Origin of the sequence: Luedemannella helvata, assembly GCF_039528415.1 — a bacterium.
GTDB classification, from domain to species: domain Bacteria; phylum Actinomycetota; class Actinomycetes; order Mycobacteriales; family Micromonosporaceae; genus Luedemannella; species Luedemannella helvata.
Genome location: NZ_BAAALS010000051.1, coordinates 1 through 18,322, shown reverse-complemented (window position 1 = coordinate 18,322; position 18,322 = coordinate 1). Strand labels below are relative to the sequence as shown.

The window sequence follows — 18,322 nt, the reverse complement described above, 5'->3', positions numbered from 1 at the left end:
CGGCCCGCGCCCGCGCCGCGCCGCGCCCGCGCCCACGCCCCGCCCGACGTGCGGCCCCGCCGACGTTTGGGTGGTTTGGCGTGTAATCAGGAGGCAGAGTTTGGCGCGGAATCACCCAAACATCGGGCTGACGCGTCGGGCTGACGCGTCGAATGTCCACACAATGTCCACAGCGCGTCCGCTTCGGTTCGGCGCGCCTTGGCGACCACGTGGGAGCGGGCGGATTCGAACCGCCTCAGCGCGCGGCAACCGCTTTACAGGCGGCCCCAGCTCTCCAACTCTGGCGCGCTCCCTTGGGGTGACTGACGGGATTTGAACCCGTGACCTCCCGGTCCACAGCCGGGCGCTCTGCCGCTGAGCTACAGCCACCATCGCTCCCCGACCAGGATTCGAACCTGGAACCTTGCCCTTAACAGGGGCCCGCTCCGCCAATTGAGCTATCAGGGAATGAGTGGCGCGGACGGGTCTCGAACCCGCACATGTCCCGGGTGAAAGCCGGGCGGCTCTACCAATTCGCCCACCGCGCCATACGTGTTCCGGGACGGGCTCGAACCGCCGACCTCCGTCGCGTCAGGACGGTGCTCTCCCAGCTGAGCTACCGGAACGTGCTGCGTACCCTCGGCGAGACTTGAACTCGCGACATCCGGCTTCGTAGACCGGCGCTCTGTCCAGCTGAGCTACAAGGGTTTGGCGAAGGGTGGGTGAGCTTCGTCGGCGTGGAACTGTCGCTCCCTCGCATGGATTCGAACCACGCTTTCAGCGTTCAGAGCGCTGCGTCCTACCTGATAGACGACGAGGGACCGGGCCGGGCACCGCGATTGGGTGCCCGGCACGTGGCGGGGTGCGGTCCGCCGTGAACAAAGTGTGCTGCGCGAGGGAGTCGAACCCCCACTGAACCGATCTTGAATCGGCTGCCTCTTCCGTTGGGCTACCGCAGCGAACGGTTCATTCGTTCTCGTAGACCGTATGGGACTCGAACCCATGATCTCCTCGTTGAGAGCGAGGTGAGCATTCCAGCTGCTCCGACGGTCCATGGTGGTCGCAGGCGATGGGTGGCCGGCGACCTGCTGCTATCCGCTGTGGAGTTGACAAAGATCGGCACCCCCGGTGGGCCGGGGCTGGCGCACGGGCGACAGGACTTGAACCTGCAACATCTGGTTTTGGAGACCAGCGCTCTTCCGTTGAGCTACGCCCATAGGAGGGAGAGGAGAAAGAAACGCCGCCGTCCCGGTTCGGGAGGGCGGCGCGAGAATCGCCAGCGGAATCCGCTAGCCGCGCCACCGTTCCACGGCGGGGTTGCCTTCGACGTTCACCGAACCTTCGGACTCGCCGGCATGGGTCATGGCGACCTCGCCGCGCGACGTGCGTCGCTGCGCCGTGGATGAGGCATGCCACAACATGTCGGTCTCCCGCTTCTGGTTCGGTCCGTCTTCGGTGCTGACGTCAAAGGTAGGCCGCACCGGCCATCCGCTCAATCGAATATCCGGGTGCGTACGGTGGGGCGCGTGCGTGAGTTGGCTGACCTGATCAGTGGAACGTGGCGGCTGGTCCGTGGCGACGAGGTGCTGGGCGAGATCGTCATCACGGACGCGGACTTTCCGTGGCTGTCCGGCAGCTTCGCGGCACGCCCCGGATTCGCCGCGGTCGCGCCGCTGTTCGTCGAGGAGTTGGCGCTGTCGGCGGCGCTCGAGGACGACGACAGCCCGGCCGCCATCCGGGCGTGGGAGTCGGCGTACGACCGCATCGTCGCGACGATGAGCCTGGTGTCCCCAGCCGGCCCGGTCGCGGAGTTTCTGCTGCATATCGATGGTGCCGAGGCATGGTTCCGGTGGAGCGACGAGCCCTTCGACGACTGACTCCACAGCCTGTGGATAGAACATGTGTACAAACGCGCCGGAGGTTCGCGCGCCCACGCGGTGCGCCCTGCACAGTGTCCGAAAGGGCCGTGTTTCCGCGGCGCCGGCTCGGCGAGGATCGTCGGATGAGCGCCCGTCCGATTCATATGCTCGATGTCCTGCGCTACGCGCAGGGCGCAAGCCGCCTTGATGTCGAGCTGGACGGCTACCTGAACTACCACTTTCTGACCTCGCCCAACGGTGTGGAGGCTCCGCGCCTGATGCTCGAAGCGGGCATCAACCTCGCGGCACCCGTCGTCGCGCCCGATGGACCACGACGGCCCGTCATCAACATCCGGTCGAGCCCGTGGAAGGCCGGGCACGTGACGAACCCGTGGCATGACGAGTTCGACCTGGACCACGGGCACGTGCGCTACTACGGGGACCACAAGCCCACGACGCTCGGTCTGCCCGGCGCGACTGCCGGGAACCGGGCGCTTCTCGATGCCTGGACGCTTCACGCGGCCACCACAGCGCAGCGCCGCCTCTACGCGCCGCCGCTGCTCATCTACCGGTCTGCGACCGTCGTCAAGGACGGGCGCCGTCTGGTCAAAGGCCATGTGCAGTTCTGCGGGGCCGCTGTGATCGAGCGGCTCGAGCACGTGGTGCAGCGCGACCCCGACACCGGTCGCAGCTTTCCCAACATCGTCCTTGACCTGGCCGTCCTCGACCTCGCGGACGCCGGTGATGCCCTGGACATGCGATGGATCGACGACCGCCGCGACGTCGGTCTGGACGCTGAGACGGCCACGCGCCACGCGCCTCAGTCCTGGCTGCGCTGGATAAAGGAGGGGCGCTCCGCCATCCCGAGGATCCGCCGTCGTGTCGTGTCCTCACGGGTGAAGTCGACTGCCGATCAACTCCCGGTGCCGGGATCCGCTGAGGCCGAGGTGCTGGAGCGCATCTACCGGTTCTTCGACGGCCGCAAGCACGCCTTCGAACTGCTCGCCGCGCGGGTGGCGGCGCAGATCCTGGGTGGTTCGGGAGCCCGGTACCACGAGGGATGGCTCACCAGGCCCGGTGGTGACGGCGGAATGGACTTCGTCGGGCGGCTCGACGTCGGGACGCCGGCCAGCAACACTCCGCTCGTGGTGCTCGGGCAGGCCAAATGCGTCCTGCCGACGTCGTCGATCAGCCCGGATCAGGTCGCTCGGGTGGTCGCCCGGTTGCGCCGCGGGTGGATCGGCGTCTTCGTCACCACGGGGACCTACTCCAGGCAGGCGCAGATCGAGGTCATCGACGACCAGTACCCGCTGTTGTTGATCGATGGGAAGACGCTGGCCGAACAGGTCGTACGGATGGCCGCCGCCGATCACGACGGTGACGTGGACGCGCTGCTCGGCCCGTTGGCCACCGACTATGAGGCGGCCGTGACGTACCGCAGGCCCGACGAGATCCTGTACGGGTGACCGCCGTCAGGGGTTGGCGGCCGTGACCAGCTTCTCGATCGTGTCCGGGGTCAGCGGGCTGCCCGGGAACGTGGCCAGCCGGTTCAGTGGCAGGCTTCCCAGGAACGTGAACGTCTCCGGGTCGGCCGCCACGGACGCCAGGTCGTCGCCGCCCTCGGCGAGCAGGGCGGCGAACGCCTCACCGATCAGCTCGCCGCCGATGGGGTCGGACAGCCACTCGGCGAGGGTGGATTCGCCGGTGAGCGGCGGGCGGGTGTCGTCGCCGTCGACCCGTACGGTGACGGTCGTGCGCAGGTCGCGCGACGACGCGCCGACCGCGAGCGTGTAGGTGCCGCCCTCGACGGCCCAGCGACCGAGCCGCGGGTCCCAGTACGCGAGGTCCGCGACCGGCACGCGCACGGTCACCTCGACCGTCGAACCGGCCGGGATCGCCACGTTCGCGAAGCCCTTCAGCTCGCGGACCGGGCGGCGTACCGCCGAGTCGGGCAGGCTCGCGTACACCTGGACGACCTCCCGGCCGTCGCGCTGGCCGGCGTTGGTCACCGGCACGCGCACCTCGATCGTGTCGCCCGCGCGGGTCGCGCTCGCCTGCCCGTACCCGAAGGTGGTGTAGGAGAGGCCGAAGCCGAAGGGGTAGGCGACCGCCTGGTCGCGGGCGTCGAAGCCCCGGTAGCCGACATGCAGGCCCTCGCCGTAGCGCACGTGGCCGGCCCCGCCGGGAAAGTCCAGATAGGACGGATGGTCGGCCAGCCGCAGCGGGATGGTCTCGGTGAGGCGGCCGGACGGGTTGACCCGGCCGAACAGCACGTCCGCGATCGCCGCGCCGCCGGCCTGGCCGAGCAGCCACGCCTCGACCAGCGCTGGCACCGCGCCGTCCCACGCCGAGGTGAGCACGACGCCGCCGTTGGCCAGCACGACGACCGTGCGCGGGTTGGCCGCGACGACGCGCTCGACGAGCCGGACCTGGTCGGCCGGCAGGTCGAGGGTCTCCCGGTCGCGGCCCTCGGTCTCCTCGTCCGACGCGACGAAGACGATCGCCACGTCGCTGGCCAGGGCCGCCTCGACCGCCTCGTCGCCGCGCGCCGCGAACGTCACCGGCGCCGACGTCGACGCGGTGATCTCCGCCAGGGCGGTGTCCACCCGCGTCGGGTTGACCCGCGAGCTGCCGCCGCCCTGGATGCGCGGCGTGCGCGCGTACTCCCCGATGACCGCGATCGAGACGCCCTCGGGGCGCAGCGGCAACAGCCCGCCCTCGTTCTTCAGCAGCACGATGCCCCGCGCGGCGGCCTCCCGGGCCAGCGCGTGATGCGCGTCCGCGTCAAAGGTCCCGTCCCCGCCGTCGTGGCTGCGGGCCCGCTCGACCAGCGCCGCCACCCGCCCCGCCGCCGCATCCAGCAAAGCCTCATCGAGTACGCCGTCGGCGACGGCGCGTTCGACCGCGCGGTCGCCGGCGTCGTCCGGCCCGGGCATGGTCAGGTCGAGGCCCGCCCGCACGGACGCGACCCGGTCGGCGACCGCGCCCCAGTCGGACACGACCACGCCGTCGAAGCCCCATTCGCCGCGCAGCACCTCCGTGAGCAGCCACTGGTGCTGCGCCGCGTGCACCCCGTTGATCCGGTTGTACGCGCACATGACCGTCCACGGCCGGGCCTGCTCGACGACCCGCTGGAACGCGCGCAGGTACAGCTCGCGCAGGGTCCGCTCGTCCACGTCGGCGCTGACCCGCATGCGGTCGGTCTCCTGGCTGTTGACCGCGAAGTGCTTGACCGACGCGCCGACCCCCTGACTCTGCAGGCCGCGTACCCATTCCACCGCAAGTACGCCCGTGAGCAGCGGGTCCTCCGCGTAGTACTCGAAGTTGCGGCCGCCCAGTGGGGTGCGCTTGAGGTTGATGCCGGGGCCGAGCAGCACGGACACGCCCGCCGCGCGGGTCTCTGCGCCCAGCGCGGCACCCACCCGGCCGACCAGGTCCGGGTCCCACGTCGAGCCGAGCGCCACGGCCGGCGGGAAGCAGGTCGCCGGCTCCGCGGGCCCGTGGTCGGTGACCTGCTTGCGCAGGCCGTGCGGGCCGTCGGCCACCATGATCGACGGGAGGTCGCCGACGGCCTTCGTGTGCCAGAAGTCGGCGCCGCTGGTAAGCGCGGCCTTTTCGGCAATGATCAATCCCACGGCGTCCCCTCCACGGCAACAGCGCTGCGTGTCACCTCCTTGCTAGCACGCCATGCCCCGGGCCCTCGCCCGACGTTTGGGCGGTTGCGCGCGGAACGGGGCGTGTGAATGACACGCGGAACCACCCAAACGTCGGCTCAGCTGAGGGGGCAGGACGCGGGCGCGGGGCGGGTCAGGCGAAGCGGGACGCGAACGTCGCGTACACGGAGGTGTGGGGGAGGTTGTCGTAGACGGCGAAGACGACGCGATCGAAGCGGTCGACCTCGCGCAGCGCGTCCGCGAACGCGTCCGCGACCGTCGCCGGGTCGTTGCGGAAGACCCCGCAACCCCACGCCCCGAGCACGAGCGTGTGGTGTCCGTGCGCGGCAGCGACCTCGAGCACCCGTCGCGCCCGTCGGCGCAGCACCGCCGGCACGTCGGCCGCGTCGTCGGGCTGGTTGCGCAGGATGGCACCCAGGTTCGGCGCCGCGGCGGTGAGGAACGCCGCGTGGTGCGGGCGGTCGAGCAGCTCGCCCTTGTCGTTGCGGAAGACGGGTACGCCGGGGGAGTAGATGACCCGGTCGCTGTAGCGCAGGTCGCGCTGCGTGCGGTGGTACGCGTAGAAGTCCGGCGCGGCCAGCAGGCTCTGATAGAGCCCCGACGAGCGCGCGATGCTCTCCTCCTGCGCCTTCGCCCCGCCGAGGAAACCGCCACCGGGGTTCTTGGCGGAGGCGAACACCAGGCAGGCGGCCTCGTCGCCGAGCCGGCGCGCGGCGGCCAGGGTGGACTCCCGGGTCACCTCGATGCGCGGGGTGGCGGGCGCGCCCGTGACCGGAAGGTCGTCGTCGGGCAGGTAGTGGCGGGTCCCCGCGATCGCGGCGGTCACCGCCTCGCCGATGCGGACCCGCTGCCCGGCCCCGTTGCGGTACTCGCCGGCCTCGGCGATCGCCACCGTGGTCCGGGCGATCTCACGCAGCCGAGCACTCATGGGGGGTGACGCTAGCCGGCTTGTGGACCTACGTCGACGCGATAACCGGCGACATGGACACGCGCCGCTCCTTGGGTCGCCCACCATGATCTGTGTTTCGTGTACCAGGATGCAGCTGGGCTGCACCCTGGTCCACGAAACGGTGATCTTCCAGCGGTGGCCGGCCTAGTGGCCGAAGGTGAACCAGTTGAGGTTGACGAAGTCGGCGGGTTGGCCGCTGGCGAAGCGGAGGAACACGGTGTGCCGGCCGGTGGTGGCGGCGATGTTGGCCGGCACGGTGCGCCAGCTCTGCCAGCCGCCGGTGTTGGCGATGGCGAAGCTGCCGATCGGGGCGTTGGACAGGCTGTCGAGGCGGACCTCGACGAGGCCGCTGATGCCGCCGGCCGCGCCGGAGGCGACGCGGGCGGAGAACTGGCGTGCCGGGGTGGCGCCGAAGTCGACGTTGTCGTACCGGACCCAGTCGCCGTTGGCGAGGTAGCCGAGGTTCTGCCCGCCGCCCGTGTCCGTGGTGGTCTCAACGACCACGCCGGACTGGGCGTTGAACGCCTCGGCCTGGATGGTGGCGTACGCGCCCGTGCCGCCGCCGGACGACCCGGTGGTGGGCGCCGCCGACGTCGGGGTGGTGGAGCCGGCGCGGGTGTAGACGGCGACGTAGTCGACGAGCATCGGTACGCCGGACGCGGTGGCGCCGGTGGGGGTGGCGGAGCCGGCGACCCCGTTGGGGAAGCCGCCGCCCATGGCGACGTTGAGCAGCAGGAAGTACCCGCTGTGGTCGGTCATCTGTGACCAGTACGAGCCGATCTGGGTCTGGCTGACGGAGTGGAACTGGACGCCGTCGACATACCAGCGCAGCATCTGCGGGCTGACGCTGGCGTCCCACTCGAACCGGTACGTGTGGAAGTTGCCCTGACAGGCGGAGTTGGGGCAGGCGCGGCTGGCGCCGAGACCGTTGGTCTCGTTGCACGGGCCGCCCGGGTTGACGCCGCAGTGCAGCACGCCCCAGACCTGGTTGAGGCCGTTGACGTTCTCCATGACGTCGAACTCGCCGACGCCGGGCCAGTTCTGGTAGTTGCCCCGGTAGGGCGAGCCGAGCGCCCAGAACGCCGGCCAGTATCCGGCGGCGGCCGCCCCGGTGACGTTGGGCATCTGGATGCGGCCCTCGATGCGCAGCACGCCGCCGGCGGGCGGCTTGAAGTTGGACCGGACGGTCTCGATGCGGGCCGAGGTCCAGCCGCCGGAACTGGTGCGGATCGGGGTGATGCGCAGGTTGCCCGCCCCGTCGAGGGAGACGTTCTGGGTGCTGTTCGTGTACTGCTGGATCTCGCCGGTGCCCCAGTTGGCCGGGCCGCCCGGGTAGCTGTACCCGGTGTCGAAGATCCAGTTGGCGCTGGACGGGAGCGTGTTGGCCGAGCCGTTGAAGTCGTCGGACCAGGCGAGGCTCCAGCCGGTGGGTGTCGCGGGTAGGGCGGCGTTGGCGCGCAGGGCGACGCCGACGCCGGCGGCGAAGACGGCCGTCGCGGCCGCGATGATCAAAGCGCGTGACGTTCTCCGAGGAAGCTCCATGGCAAGGCTCCGAGGGGACGGTGGAGTGACATAGCAACAGCTAGGTGCCGTGAGAGCGCTCTCTCAGCAGTGTGCTGGCCCGCCGTATCGATGTCAACCGCCATCAATGGCCGATGCGCGTTGCGCGGCGGGCCCCGCGACGCTAACCTACAACCAAATGGTTATAGATCAGCTGAGCGCGGAGAGCGCCGACCAGGTGTTCCACGCGCTGGCCGACGCGACCCGGCGTGACATCCTCACCCGGATCATCGGGGAGAGGCAGTCCGTCTCCGCCCTCGCTCGGCACTACCCCATGAGCCTCACCGCCGTGCAGAAGCACGTGGCGGTGCTCGAGCGCGCCGCGCTCGTTACCAAGGAGAGGCGCGGGCGCGAGCAGGTGCTCAGCGCCGACGTGACGGTGCTACGCCGCGCCGCCCGGCTGCTCGACGCGTACGAGCGGTTGTGGCGCCACCGCGCCCGGGGCATCGAGGACATCCTGAAAGGACCCGACTCATGACCATCATCAGTACGGATACCGATGTGCAGGGCCTGCGGCTCACGTTCGTCACCGAGTTCGACACCAGCGTCGAGCGGGTCTGGCAGGTCTGGGCCGACCCGCGCCAGCTCGAGCGCTGGTGGGGCCCGCCCACCTGGCCGGCCACCTTCACCCGGTTCGAGTTCGAGGTCGGCGGCCAGGTCCGCTACTTCATGACCGGCCCGGAAGGCGAGAAGGCGTCCGGCTGGTGGACGATCACGGCGATCGACGCGCCGCACCGGCTCGAGTTCGACGACGGCTTCGCCAGCGACGACGGCGAGCCGCTGGACACCATGGCGGCCACCCACGGCGTGGTCACCCTGGAGCCGGCCGGTCAGGGTACGCGGATGACGGTCGTGTCGACGTTCGCCGACACCGACCAGATGGAGCAGATGCTGGCCATGGGCGTGGTCGAGGGCATGACGGAAGGGCTGGGCCAGATCGACGGGGTCCTCGCAACGAGCTGATTTTGCTTGCGTGCCCCCCATTCGTCCTTTGGGGAGGCACGCCATGACGGCCGCGTTCGTCCGTGACGCCGCAGCGACCTGCGCCATCTTCGGCTTGCGACGGTCCCCTTGTTCGGTCGTTGAGAGGGCAGGCGGGCGAACAACGGGGTTCGCCCGCCGTCGCGATCTAGCATGGGCGCCATGACCGTCGACCTGTTCGCGGGAGTCTCCGTCAGCGACTTCGCCACCGCCCTGGCCTGGTACGAGAAGCTGCTGGGCGGCCCGCCCGCGTTCCGTCCCAACGACATTGAGGCCGTCTGGGAGCTGGCCGAGCACCGGTTCCTCTACATCGAGGTGCGCCCGGCGCACGCCGGGCACGGCCGGCAGACGATCTTCGTCGACGACCTCGACTCGGTGGTGGCCGGCATCGCGGAGCGGGGCCTGGAGCCCGCGAACCGGGAGACCTACGACAACGGCGTACGGAAGATCACGTACGTCGACCCGGACGGCAACGAGATCGGCTACGGCGGCGCGCCGCTCTAGGCGTCGTGGCCGGCGTCCAGGTCCTGGACGCCGGTGAACATCAGCGGGGCGGCCGTGGTCCCCGGGCCGGTCTCGATGGGACGCAGCAGGTGGCCCACATGGTCGCCCAGGTCAACGCGGGTCTCGATCTCGCCGACGAACCACGCGTCACAGCGTTCCAGCAGCGGTACGCCGTGCGGCCCCGGCCGCCAGCCGCAGTGGGCGAACTTGTCGATCTCGTCGCCCGTCTCGGTGCCGAACAGGGCGGCGAGATCGTGATCATCAGGACCCAGCCGGTGGACGGCCATGGCCAGCACGTCCCTGGCCGCCCGGTACGTGTGGTTGGCCTTCGACAGGCAGACCAGGAACCGGGGCGGGTCGATGCTGCACTGGGTGGCGAAACCCACGAGGCACCCGCTGCCCGGCACGGTGACGACGAACATCGGGTAGTCCAGGCCGCTGGTGAAGCGGTCGAACACGGAGAGCTCCATGGCACTTCCCTGAAAAGGCAGCGGATCTCCGGGGACCGCGGTCACGGTCCCCGGAGATCCGCTTATGCGTCACGGGGTGGTGACGATCGTGCCTTCCTCGGCCGGCTTGGTCCGCTTGCGCGGCGCGGTCGTGGTGGCGGAGTCCGTCGCCACGGTGTCCAGCTTGTGGGTCACGGCGTCGGTCGCCGCGCCCAGCTTGCGGGACGCCGCGTCCGTGCCGGCCCCCACCAGCTCCTGGAACCGGCTCTTGGCCTGCACCACCGGCGGCTGATCCGCGAGGTTGCGAGCACCCTCGACGATCTTGTCGTACTTCTCCCGACCCGCGCGCGTGCCGAGCACATAGCCCACCGCCACGCCGGCCGCCAACGTCAACAAACGCATGGCACCTACCTCCTCGTCCATGACCGCATTGCCCCGGCTGCGCGGACCTGAAACACCCCTACCAGGCGGTCCATCCTCCGTCGACGACGACGTTGGCCCCCGTCACGAAGCTCGAGCGGGGCGACGCCAGGAACAGCAGCGCGGTGGCGATCTCCGGTGGCGCGCCCACCCGGCCGAGCGGCACCTGCCGGGCCAGCCGCGCCAGGAACGCCGGGTCGCCCCCGCCCGGGAACGGCCCGGGCGTGATGCTGTTGACCCGGATGCCCAGCGGCGCCAGCTCCACGGCGGCATACCGGCTGAGCTGCAGTAACCCGGCCTTCGCCGCGCCGTAGTGGGGCGGGTTGCGGCTGGCGGCCGAGTCGTAGAGGTCCAGCCGTGGCGCGACGAGGCCGTACATGGACGCGACCGTGATGACGCACGGCGATCCGTCCCCGGCGGCGCGCCGGAGCAGATCCTTCGTGGCCGCGAGGAGCCGGGCGAAGGCGCCCAGCGCCAGGTCGGTGGCCTCGGCGAAGTCCGCCGCGGTGGTCGAGGCGAGCGATCCGCCGCGGCCCACGTGCGCGTTGTGCACGAGTACGTCCAACCGCCCGCCGGTCGCGCGCACCTCGCCGGCGAGCGCGGCCACGTCGGCGTCGTCGGTGACGTCGCACCGCAGTGGTACGCAGTCGACCTCGCCGGCCAGGTCGGCCAGGCGGCCCTCGTCGCGGGCGACCGCCCAGGTCCGCGCGCCCGCGCCGGCGAGCGCCCGCGTCATCTCGCGCCCGAGCCGACCGGTCGCCCCGGTCACCAGGGCCACCCGCCCGCTGAGGTCGAACAGGTCGGTGCTCATGACGGGACCGATGACGCGAGGCGCGGGCGGCTGATCATGGCCATTGGGCCGGGTCCAGGAGGGCGGCCGGGACGTCCGGGAGGGTCGCCCGGACGGCCGCGCCCTCGGCAGGGGTCAGCGGCGGTCGGGCCGCCAGCCACGCGTTGCGGCGCAGCTGCTCCTCGGTCTCCGCGCCCACCACGATCGACGTCACCCACGGCAGCGACCGCACGTACGCCACGCAGAGGTCCGCGCGGTCGGCGCGGCCGAGCTCGACCGCGAGCCGGTCGAGGGTGTCCACGAGCGCGTCCCGGGCACCCGCACGGAGGTGCGGCCAGACCACCGTGCGGCCCGCGGTGAGCAGCCCCTGCAGGTACACGCTCCGGACGGTGACGATCAGGTCGGGACGGGCGGCGAACAGTGCCGCGAGGTCGGGGGCGAGCCAGCGGCGGTCGAGCACGTTGCAGGGCAGCTGGACATAGCCCAGGTCCGGCAGGGCGAGCGCGGAGCGCAACTCGTCCGGGGACTGGACGGACACGCCGATGCGATCGGCCGCGCGCGTCGCGGCGTACTCCTGAAGGACGGGCCAACCGACCGCGGCGTCGGCGGCGCGGTGCAACAGCAGGGTGTGCGGGCCCGGGCGGCGTAGCGCGGCCAGGCTGCGCGTCACGCTGGCCCGCACGGACGCGGGCGTCGCGTCCGGGCCCTGCGGTGCGACCTTGGTGACGAACCGCAGCGGCAGGTCGCCGACCAGCGCCCCGATGCGTTCCTCGCTGTCGCCGTAGGCGCGTGCGGTATCGAGGTGCGTGACGCCGAGGTCGGCGGCGGCGGTGAGCAGGGCGCGCACGGTGGCGTCGGCCGGGCGGCCGGCGCGGTTGGCGACGCCGTAGTGCGGTCCCAGTTGCGCGGTGCCCAGGACGAGCGCCGACTGCGCCGGTGCTTCGGTCTTCACGCGGCCATTAGAACCCATCACCGGGCGGGTAAATCAAATAGACAGCTGTCGTTGTCAAAAGCCGGGTTGAACGGGAGACGAACGAGCGGACAACAGCCGGCGAAAGGCAGTTCCGCACACGGATCTCGCCGTCCCGACAGGTATCGTGGGCTCGCCTTGGACCCGGGGAGTGTGGGACGGCGACGTGCATCACGCGAATTACTACTATGGCCATGCGCACGTTTTGGCGCGCTACTGCGAATTGCCGGAGCCGATGCACCCGCCGCGTATGCGGGGCTATCTGCAGCACGGTTGGAATATCGGCGACGGGCTCGCCCCGGGCGTGCCGTTCGTCGCCGGCAGCAAGCTGTTCGTGTGGTCCGAGGAGACCCGCCGGCGGTCGTGGTCGCAGGGCCGCCGCGAGGTGATCGTGACGGGCGCGCCGTTCGCGTACCTGCTCACGATGCTGCCGGAGACGCCGGGCGGGCGGCGCGAGGGCACGATCTTCTACCCGTTCCACGGCTGGGAGGGCCAGCTCGTCAGCGGCGACCACCACGCGATGATCGATGAGCTGCGCGCGGTCGAGGATGCGCCGATCACCGTCTGTCTCTACTGGAACGAGTACCGGTCCAGGCCGGTGCGCCGGGCGTACGAGAAGGCCGGGTTCCAGGTCATCTGCCACGGGTACCGGGGGTTCTGGTGGCGCGACCACGACCGGGAGTTCCTGGTCCGGCAGCTCGCCGTGCTGCGCCGGCACAAGCGGGTCGTGTCGAACCGGCTGTGCAGCGCCATCTGGTACGGGCTGCTGGCCGGCTGCGAAGCCGCCGTGTACGGCCACCCCATGACGCTCGACAACGACGACCGAACCTTCGGCGGCGAGCCGCGGCTGCGCCGGCAGTGGCCCGAGGTGTACGGGCACCGTACGGACACGGCGGCGTGCCGCGAGCTGGCCCGCCGCGAACTCGGCGCCGACGTCCTGCTGAGCCCCATGGAGCTGCGGACCCATCTCGGCTGGGAGGCATGATGATCACGCGTATCGGTGGCGAGATGTACGCCTGGACCGACCACGACCCGGCCCGGGGCCCGCAGGTCGCCGCCGGCGGCGCGCTGCGGCACGTGCTCACCGACCTGGCCGCGCCGGGTCACGCCGTCCTGGTTGCCGGCCCGCACGACGACGCGCTCGTCGAGAACCTGATCGGCCGCGGCGCGACGGTCACCTGCCTAACCCGGTCCATCCTGGACGCCGAGCGGCTCAGCGACCGGTTCCCCGCCGCGACGATCCTGTGCGGCAGCGTCGCGAAGCTAGACGGGACCACCCGCTACGACCTGGTGATCGCGGCCGACGGGCTGGACCGGCTCGGCTCCACCGAGGGGGAGCAGGCCGCGACCGGCGAGGTGCTGCGCATCCTGGCGGCCGTCGTCGGCGACGGCGGGGCGCTCGCCCTCATGACGGACAACCCCCTGGGCGTTCACCGGCTGGTGGAGCTGAACCCGGCGGGCCACTACGAGGACGCCGCCTGGTATCCCACCAGCGAGGCGCCCGCCTCCCTCGACCAGGCGCGCGGGCAGCTCAGCCTGCACGGCCTGCCGCACGCGGAGGTCTACGCCGTCTACCCGTCACCGGGCACCGCCACGGTCCTCATCGGATCGGGCCTGCTGGGCGACACCGGCTCGTCGCTGCGCGGGGCCATGGGCGCGGTGCTGTCGCGGGCGTTCACGCAGGCGTACCGGGAGGTACCGGTGCTCGGCGACCCCCGGCGGCTGGCGGCCCGGGCGCTGCGCGCCGGCGCGGAGGGGTCCCTGGCCCCCGGCTGGCTCACGGTCGCGCGGCGCGGTCCGGCGCTGACCCGGTACGCGATGATCGTGAGCGACGGGTACACGTACGAGCTTTCCCCGGTCGGCGTGCGGACGGTGCAGCGCGCCGCGCGGGTCGAGCGGCACGGCATGCGCCGCGTCACCGACCCGGGCCCGGACGTCGACCTGTCCGGGCTGATCTTCGAGGAGCGCCTGCTGGCCCTGTGCGCCCGGGTGGACGTGGCCGGCCTGCGCGCCGAGCTGACCCGGCTGGTCGACTGGTTCGACGGGCGGGCGGGCGACCGGACGATCACCGGTCCGGACGCCCTCGCCACGGCCGAGACGCTGCTCGACGACGGGTACCACCTGCGGCCGGCGCCGCCCGCGTGGGAGCCCGTGGCCCCGGTGCCGGTGGATGTCGCGGTCGCGCGGGCGCTGTGGCGCTTCGCCGTCCGGCTGGTGACCGGGGGACACCCGCACCCGTGGCAGCTCACCTCGAGCGCGATCGACCTCGTGTCGATCCTGGCCGCGACCGTCGGGCGACCCCTGGGCCAGGACGACCTGCGCGCGGCCGTGGACCTGCAGGTGGCGCTCGACGCCACCGACGCGGACCTCGGCCCGGCCGAGCAGCGCGCCCGCCGGGCCGACCTGCTGTCCGTGCAGCCGGGCCGGCCCACCCTGGACGTGGCCGGCTACCGGGAGCTGGAGGAGGCGCTGTGGCGCCAGCGTTACCAGGTCAGTCACCTGCTCGCCGCGCAGGAGTGGACCGAGCACATCATCGGCTCGCGGGACAACGCGCTCAGCCGCATGGACTGGGAGATCCAGCTGTTCCGGGCCAGCCTCATGGGGAAGGTGCTGCTCCTCGGTCGCGCCCTCTACCGGTCGCTGCGCCGCGACGGCCGCAAGGCGCTGCGCCTGGCGAGGAACGCGGCCACCCGGGGGCAGGAGGCCCCGGGGAACACGATCTGAGTCGTGCTCCCCGGGACCCGGCCGCCTAGCACCAGGTGAGGGTGGAATTCGACCTGGTCACGTTGCGGATCACGTTGTTCGTGCCGCACGGGCTGAGGCGGATGTTCGTGTTGGACACGGTCAGGTTCTGGATGGTGTTGTTCGCCGACGCCGGGAACTCCGTGCGCGACGCGATGCGGATCTCGCCGCCGCCGTTCACCGTGCCCGACTGGCCGGCGATCGTCGTGCCGTAGCAGTTCTCCAGCAGGATCGCGTTGTTACCCGTGTTGGCGATGTCGATGCGGTCGATGACCGCGCCGCCGCTCTCCGACACGCAGAAGATGCCCCGGCCGCCGCCGCGCGCCTTGACCAGGCCGACGCGGATGTTCACCGGGTACGACGAGCCGATGCGCCCGGCGCGGTTGGCGATGCGGAACGCCGCGTAGCCCGTGCCCGTACCGGCGTTCTCGGCGTCGACCGTGCCGACGGTGGCGTTGATGGTCTGGTTGAGCAGCAGCCCGGACTCGCCCACGTTGCGCGCGGTCACCGTGCCGATCTGGATGCCGTCCACGCCGTAGGTCTCCAGCGCGTGCGAGCTGGCCCCGGAGACGTACACGTTGTCGACCCGGTAGTTGCGGGCCATCACGGACGTGTTGCCGTAGTTGTCGATGCGCACGCCCAGGCCGGACGACAGGCGCATGTCGATCCTGCCGAGGATGACGTTGTCGACGCTGCGCAGGAAGATCCCGTACACCGGCGTGCCGGTCACGCTGAGGTTCTGGATCTCGACGTCGCGCGTGCCCCGCGAGTACACCGGGGCCATGTCACCCGAGCCCGAACCGGTCACGTTGATCGTGCCGCAGACATCCAGGATCGTGTACGACGGAAGCGACAGGCGGGTGTTGGCGGCGACCGAGCCGGAACCGCGCACGACGACGCGCTGCTTGCTCGTGCGACCGGACGACAGGCTGTTCACCGCGCCCTGCATGGCCGACAGCATGCTGCTGCCCGTGTAGACCGTGGTGGAGCCGTTGCGGGCGGTCCAGGTGCCGCCGTTGACGGTGACCTCGGCGTTGAACGATCCGCTGCCGCAGTCGCCCGTGCCGCCGCCCGAGCCGGTGGTCGGCGTGGTGCCGCCGCCCGTACCGACCTGGATCATCTGCCACTGCTGGTTGGCGCCGTCGAGGTCGGCGTACTGCGCGATGACGCCGCCGTCGGCGGTCGACCACTGCCACAGGTCGAGCGCCTTGCCGGAGTGCCGGTTGAGGAAGCGGACGTACCCGCCGGCGGAGTCGCGCAGGGTGAAGTGCTGCTTCGTGTCGCTGCTCGCGGTCGTCTGGATGAGCTGCGTTCCGTCGGTGGCGTTCGGCAGGGCCATGACCTTGCCGCTGTGCCGGTTGCGCAGCTGGTAGTAGCCGCTGCCGACGTCGACGAACTGCCACTGCTGGTTGTTGGCGTCCGTGCGCGCGTACTGGCGGACCTGGCCGCCGTCGGCGGTGGACCACTCCCACAGGTCCATCGCCTTGCCGGAGTGCCGGTTGACGAACACGTACCAGGCGTTCGTGTTGACGGTCGCGGCGTTGGCCTGCGTGAGACCGACGGCCGCGACCCCCGCGACGACGCTCAGCGCGGCGCCCGCGATCGCGGCGAGGCGCCACGGCCAGCGACGGGTACGGATGGGTGGTGACATGGGGTTTTCCTCCCCTGGTGGCGATGGGACGGAAACGGCCAGCCGCCGGGAGCCCGTGTCCACTGGAAAGGCCTTTCCTACGCTGTTACGTCGCAACATATAGAAGCTTCGCGATGGAGTCAAACCCCGCCGCTTGCCGGGTGGCGATCCGGGGTACATGACCTGGCGTGACAGATGTCGCCCCCCAGGAAGAACCGGCCGAACCCATCGGCCCCGCGAAGGTGTTCGTCTGGTGCGCCACCGGCGCGCTCGCCGTGCTCGCCGTCGCTGTCGCGGCGGTACTCGTCTACGCCGCCCGCGCCCTGCTCGTACAGGTCGTCGTCGCGGTGTTCCTCGCCGTCGGCCTGGACCCGGTCGTGCGCTGGATGATCGCCCGGCGGGTCAAGCGTGCCCACGCGGTGGCGATCATCGCGCTGGTCACGTTCGCCGCCGTGACGGCGCTCGTCTGGCTCTTCGCGCCCGCGCTGCTGCAGCAGGCGCGCGAACTCACCGCGGACTTCCCCGGGTACCTGCAAGGGTTGCGCGAGCGCTCGCCCGGCCTGGCGCAGTTGGAGAGCCGGCTGGGCCTGCAGCCCGCCGTCGACGCGTGGGTGCGCGAGATGCCGGGCAAGGTGGGCACCCAGGCCGTCACGGTCACCCGGGAGGTCCTCGGCGCGGTCGTGTCCGTCCTGCTCGTCATCGTGCTGACGATCTACCTGATGCTCGACCTGCCCCGGCTGCGGCGCGGCCTGGCCCGGCTGTTCCCCAAGCGCCACCGTCCGGCCGTGTTCGACGTGACCAACCTGGTCATCGACAAGGTCGGCTCGTACATGATCGGCAACCTGGTGATCTCGGCGATCGCGGGCGTGGTCACCTTCGTGGCGCTCCTCGCGCTCGGCGTGCCGTTCGCGCTGCCGCTGGCGCTGCTCGTGGCCGTACTCGACATGATCCCGCTGATCGGGGCGACCCTCGGCGCGGCCGTCTGCGTCATCGTGTCGCTGGCGGGCTCGCAGACGTGGACGACGCCCGTCCTCGTGGCGATCTTCTTCGCGCTCTACCAGACGCTGGAGAACTACCTCATCGCGCCGCGCGTCCTGCGCGACACCGTGGAGATCTCGTCGCTCGCGGTGCTCTTCGTCGCCCTGGTCGGCGCGACCGTCCTCGGGCTCATCGGCGCGCTGATCGCCATCCCGCTCGCGGCCGCCCTGCGGGTCATCGTCGGCGACCGCCTACGCGCCCGCGACGAGGCGGCGGAGGAAGAGGCCCCCGACGAACCGACGCCCACCGGGGCGACGTCCGCCGAGACGGCGTAGCCGCTGCACGGTGCCCGGCGACTGTCGATCTTGGGACGAAAACGTCGCTGCGGCAACGCTCTCGTCCCAAGATCAGGCGTCAGGCGCCGACGGCGCGGCCGTCCAGCCGCCACGCGGCACGATCAGTGAGTCCAGCCGGTTCGGCGGGATCGGTGTGAACGTGAGGGCGCCGTTGCCGGGGGCCGGCCTGCCGGTGCCGTGGCCGGGCGCCGCGGTCGCGCGCTCCGGGCTCGCGGCCTCGATGGTGCTGGACACGCCCAGCACCAGGGCTCGGGCATGGTCATCCTCAGGGTTGGCAGCCTGTTCCTGGCGGGACGGTAGGCCCGCGTGGTGATCAGCGAGCGGCGTCGCGCTGAACCCTGGATGAACCAGCCCACGAGAAAGCGGCTGCCCCACGCACCGCGGGGCAGCCGCTTGGGCTCTATATCTCAGATGTTCTCGTCGAGCTGCTCGCGCAGTTTGGTCAGGGCGCGGGCGAGCAGGCGGGAGACGTGCATCTGGG

18 protein-coding genes and 10 tRNA genes are annotated in these 18,322 nt (G+C 71.2%); 8 read left to right on the top strand and 20 right to left on the bottom strand.

Features of this window, described 5'->3' with window-relative positions:
• Nucleotides 1–210: 210 nt before the first annotated feature.
• The 11 genes from ABD191_RS27640 to ABD191_RS27590 form a co-directional block, all read right to left on the bottom strand.
• A tRNA-Tyr gene (locus ABD191_RS27640) sits at nucleotides 211–293 on the bottom strand.
• A gap of 1 nt (nucleotide 294) precedes the next feature.
• A tRNA-His gene (locus ABD191_RS27635) sits at nucleotides 295–369 on the bottom strand.
• Between the two features lie 5 nt (nucleotides 370–374).
• Nucleotides 375–447: transfer RNA gene (locus ABD191_RS27630), tRNA-Asn, on the bottom strand.
• Nucleotides 448–452: 5 nt separating this feature from the next.
• Nucleotides 453–527, bottom strand: a tRNA-Glu gene (locus tag ABD191_RS27625).
• Between the two features lie 5 nt (nucleotides 528–532).
• Nucleotides 533–605: transfer RNA gene (locus tag ABD191_RS27620), tRNA-Val, on the bottom strand.
• 8 nt (nucleotides 606–613) lie between these two features.
• Nucleotides 614–687, bottom strand: a tRNA-Arg gene (locus ABD191_RS27615).
• A gap of 41 nt (nucleotides 688–728) precedes the next feature.
• A tRNA-Gln gene (locus ABD191_RS27610) sits at nucleotides 729–800 on the bottom strand.
• A gap of 65 nt (nucleotides 801–865) precedes the next feature.
• Nucleotides 866–938 (bottom strand) — tRNA-Leu (locus tag ABD191_RS27605).
• Between the two features lie 20 nt (nucleotides 939–958).
• Nucleotides 959–1,032 (bottom strand) — tRNA-Glu (locus tag ABD191_RS27600).
• A gap of 92 nt (nucleotides 1,033–1,124) precedes the next feature.
• Nucleotides 1,125–1,196 (bottom strand) — tRNA-Trp (locus ABD191_RS27595).
• Nucleotides 1,197–1,268: 72 nt separating this feature from the next.
• Nucleotides 1,269–1,460, bottom strand: coding sequence for a hypothetical protein (locus ABD191_RS27590; RefSeq protein ID WP_344088476.1), 192 nt, complete (start codon nucleotides 1,458–1,460; stop codon nucleotides 1,269–1,271).
• A 45-nt stretch (nucleotides 1,461–1,505) separates the two neighbouring features.
• On the opposite strand from ABD191_RS27590, the gene ABD191_RS27585 reads away from it, so the two are divergent.
• Both ABD191_RS27585 and ABD191_RS27580 read left to right on the top strand, forming a co-directional pair.
• The gene (locus ABD191_RS27585; RefSeq protein WP_344088473.1) at nucleotides 1,506–1,856 is read left to right on the top strand and encodes a hypothetical protein; all 351 of its coding nucleotides are present in this window, start codon (nucleotides 1,506–1,508) and stop codon (nucleotides 1,854–1,856) included.
• On the top strand, nucleotides 1,820–3,304 hold the full coding sequence (locus tag ABD191_RS27580) for a restriction endonuclease (RefSeq protein ID WP_344088470.1): 1,485 nt from the start codon (nucleotides 1,820–1,822) through the stop codon (nucleotides 3,302–3,304). Before ABD191_RS27585 ends, ABD191_RS27580 begins: the two co-directional genes overlap by 37 nt.
• A 6-nt stretch (nucleotides 3,305–3,310) precedes the next feature.
• On the opposite strand, the gene ABD191_RS27575 is transcribed toward ABD191_RS27580, so the two are convergent.
• The 3 genes from ABD191_RS27575 to ABD191_RS27565 all read right to left on the bottom strand — a co-directional run bounded on the left by ABD191_RS27575 (nucleotide 3,311) and on the right by ABD191_RS27565 (nucleotide 8,003).
• Complete coding sequence (locus ABD191_RS27575) at nucleotides 3,311–5,473, bottom strand: glycoside hydrolase family 3 C-terminal domain-containing protein (RefSeq protein ID WP_344088467.1); 2,163 nt, start codon at nucleotides 5,471–5,473, stop codon at nucleotides 3,311–3,313.
• 172 nt (nucleotides 5,474–5,645) lie between these two features.
• Nucleotides 5,646–6,440, bottom strand: a complete 795-nt coding sequence (locus ABD191_RS27570; RefSeq protein ID WP_344088464.1) for a TIGR02452 family protein — start codon at nucleotides 6,438–6,440, stop codon at nucleotides 5,646–5,648.
• A gap of 165 nt (nucleotides 6,441–6,605) precedes the next feature.
• Nucleotides 6,606–8,003 (bottom strand): glycoside hydrolase family 16 protein, encoded by a 1,398-nt coding sequence (locus tag ABD191_RS27565; RefSeq protein ID WP_425560893.1) that lies wholly within the window; start codon nucleotides 8,001–8,003, stop codon nucleotides 6,606–6,608.
• A 157-nt stretch (nucleotides 8,004–8,160) separates the two neighbouring features.
• Here ABD191_RS27565 and ABD191_RS27560 point away from each other — a divergent pair, with 157 nt between their 5' ends.
• From ABD191_RS27560 to ABD191_RS27550, 3 genes are all read left to right on the top strand, one after another.
• Nucleotides 8,161–8,499, top strand: a complete 339-nt coding sequence (locus tag ABD191_RS27560) for an ArsR/SmtB family transcription factor (protein WP_344088459.1) — start codon at nucleotides 8,161–8,163, stop codon at nucleotides 8,497–8,499.
• Nucleotides 8,496–8,984 carry an SRPBCC family protein gene (locus ABD191_RS27555; RefSeq protein WP_344088457.1) on the top strand — a complete coding sequence of 163 codons (489 nt, stop codon included), beginning with the start codon at nucleotides 8,496–8,498 and terminating at the stop codon, nucleotides 8,982–8,984. The genes ABD191_RS27560 and ABD191_RS27555 overlap by 4 nt, the downstream gene beginning before the upstream one ends.
• Before the next feature lie 180 nt (nucleotides 8,985–9,164).
• On the top strand, nucleotides 9,165–9,506 hold the full coding sequence (locus ABD191_RS27550) for a VOC family protein (RefSeq protein WP_344088454.1): 342 nt from the start codon (nucleotides 9,165–9,167) through the stop codon (nucleotides 9,504–9,506).
• Here the strand turns inward: ABD191_RS27550 and ABD191_RS27545 are convergent.
• From ABD191_RS27545 to ABD191_RS27530, 4 genes are all read right to left on the bottom strand, one after another.
• Nucleotides 9,503–9,976, bottom strand: coding sequence for a flavin reductase family protein (locus ABD191_RS27545; RefSeq protein WP_344088451.1), 474 nt, complete (start codon nucleotides 9,974–9,976; stop codon nucleotides 9,503–9,505). The two genes, ABD191_RS27550 and ABD191_RS27545, sit on opposite strands and share 4 nt — an antisense overlap.
• A gap of 69 nt (nucleotides 9,977–10,045) precedes the next feature.
• Nucleotides 10,046–10,357 carry a hypothetical protein gene (locus ABD191_RS27540; protein ID WP_344088448.1) on the bottom strand — a complete coding sequence of 104 codons (312 nt, stop codon included), beginning with the start codon at nucleotides 10,355–10,357 and terminating at the stop codon, nucleotides 10,046–10,048.
• A gap of 58 nt (nucleotides 10,358–10,415) precedes the next feature.
• Nucleotides 10,416–11,186: an SDR family NAD(P)-dependent oxidoreductase gene (locus ABD191_RS27535; RefSeq protein ID WP_344088445.1), complete on the bottom strand. Its 771-nt coding sequence runs from the start codon at nucleotides 11,184–11,186 to the stop codon at nucleotides 10,416–10,418.
• A gap of 34 nt (nucleotides 11,187–11,220) precedes the next feature.
• Nucleotides 11,221–12,117 (bottom strand): aldo/keto reductase, encoded by an 897-nt coding sequence (locus ABD191_RS27530; RefSeq protein WP_344088442.1) that lies wholly within the window; start codon nucleotides 12,115–12,117, stop codon nucleotides 11,221–11,223.
• A 184-nt stretch (nucleotides 12,118–12,301) separates the two neighbouring features.
• Here ABD191_RS27530 and ABD191_RS27525 point away from each other — a divergent pair, with 184 nt between their 5' ends.
• A complete protein-coding gene (locus ABD191_RS27525; protein WP_344088439.1) occupies nucleotides 12,302–13,120 on the top strand; it encodes a hypothetical protein in 819 nt (272 codons plus the stop codon).
• Entirely contained in the window at nucleotides 13,120–14,859 is a 1,740-nt protein-coding gene (locus tag ABD191_RS27520; RefSeq protein WP_344088436.1) for a hypothetical protein, read from the top strand. The genes ABD191_RS27525 and ABD191_RS27520 overlap by 1 nt, the downstream gene beginning before the upstream one ends.
• 25 nt (nucleotides 14,860–14,884) lie before the next feature.
• Here ABD191_RS27520 and ABD191_RS27515 read toward each other — a convergent pair whose 3' ends face one another.
• The gene (locus ABD191_RS27515) at nucleotides 14,885–16,528 is read right to left on the bottom strand and encodes an RICIN domain-containing protein (RefSeq protein WP_344088433.1); all 1,644 of its coding nucleotides are present in this window, start codon (nucleotides 16,526–16,528) and stop codon (nucleotides 14,885–14,887) included.
• Nucleotides 16,529–16,695: 167 nt separating this feature from the next.
• Between ABD191_RS27515 and ABD191_RS27510 the strand changes: the two genes are divergently transcribed.
• Nucleotides 16,696–17,820 (top strand): AI-2E family transporter, encoded by a 1,125-nt coding sequence (locus ABD191_RS27510; protein ID WP_344088430.1) that lies wholly within the window; start codon nucleotides 16,696–16,698, stop codon nucleotides 17,818–17,820.
• Nucleotides 17,821–17,892: 72 nt separating this feature from the next.
• Here the strand turns inward: ABD191_RS27510 and ABD191_RS27505 are convergent, their stop codons facing one another.
• On the bottom strand, nucleotides 17,893–18,075 hold the full coding sequence (locus ABD191_RS27505) for a hypothetical protein (protein WP_344088427.1): 183 nt from the start codon (nucleotides 18,073–18,075) through the stop codon (nucleotides 17,893–17,895).
• Nucleotides 18,076–18,322: the final 247 nt, after the last annotated feature.

Excerpts from the sequence above, each read along its gene's own strand:
- ABD191_RS27580 (WP_344088470.1), top strand. The coding sequence starts at position 1,820 with ATGGTTCCGGTGGAGCGACGAGCCCTTCGACGACTGACTCCACAGCCT.
- ABD191_RS27570 (WP_344088464.1), bottom strand. The coding sequence starts at position 6,440 with ATGAGTGCTCGGCTGCGTGAGATCGCCCGGACCACGGTGGCGATCGCC.
- ABD191_RS27565 (WP_425560893.1), bottom strand. The coding sequence starts at position 8,003 with ATGGAGCTTCCTCGGAGAACGTCACGCGCTTTGATCATCGCGGCCGCG.
- ABD191_RS27560 (WP_344088459.1), top strand. The coding sequence starts at position 8,161 with ATGGTTATAGATCAGCTGAGCGCGGAGAGCGCCGACCAGGTGTTCCAC.
- ABD191_RS27555 (WP_344088457.1), top strand. The coding sequence starts at position 8,496 with ATGACCATCATCAGTACGGATACCGATGTGCAGGGCCTGCGGCTCACG.
- ABD191_RS27550 (WP_344088454.1), top strand. The coding sequence starts at position 9,165 with ATGACCGTCGACCTGTTCGCGGGAGTCTCCGTCAGCGACTTCGCCACC.
- ABD191_RS27545 (WP_344088451.1), bottom strand. The coding sequence starts at position 9,976 with ATGGAGCTCTCCGTGTTCGACCGCTTCACCAGCGGCCTGGACTACCCG.
- ABD191_RS27540 (WP_344088448.1), bottom strand. The coding sequence starts at position 10,357 with ATGCGTTTGTTGACGTTGGCGGCCGGCGTGGCGGTGGGCTATGTGCTC.
- ABD191_RS27535 (WP_344088445.1), bottom strand. The coding sequence starts at position 11,186 with ATGAGCACCGACCTGTTCGACCTCAGCGGGCGGGTGGCCCTGGTGACC.
- ABD191_RS27520 (WP_344088436.1), top strand. The coding sequence starts at position 13,120 with ATGATCACGCGTATCGGTGGCGAGATGTACGCCTGGACCGACCACGAC.
- ABD191_RS27515 (WP_344088433.1), bottom strand. The coding sequence starts at position 16,528 with ATGTCACCACCCATCCGTACCCGTCGCTGGCCGTGGCGCCTCGCCGCG.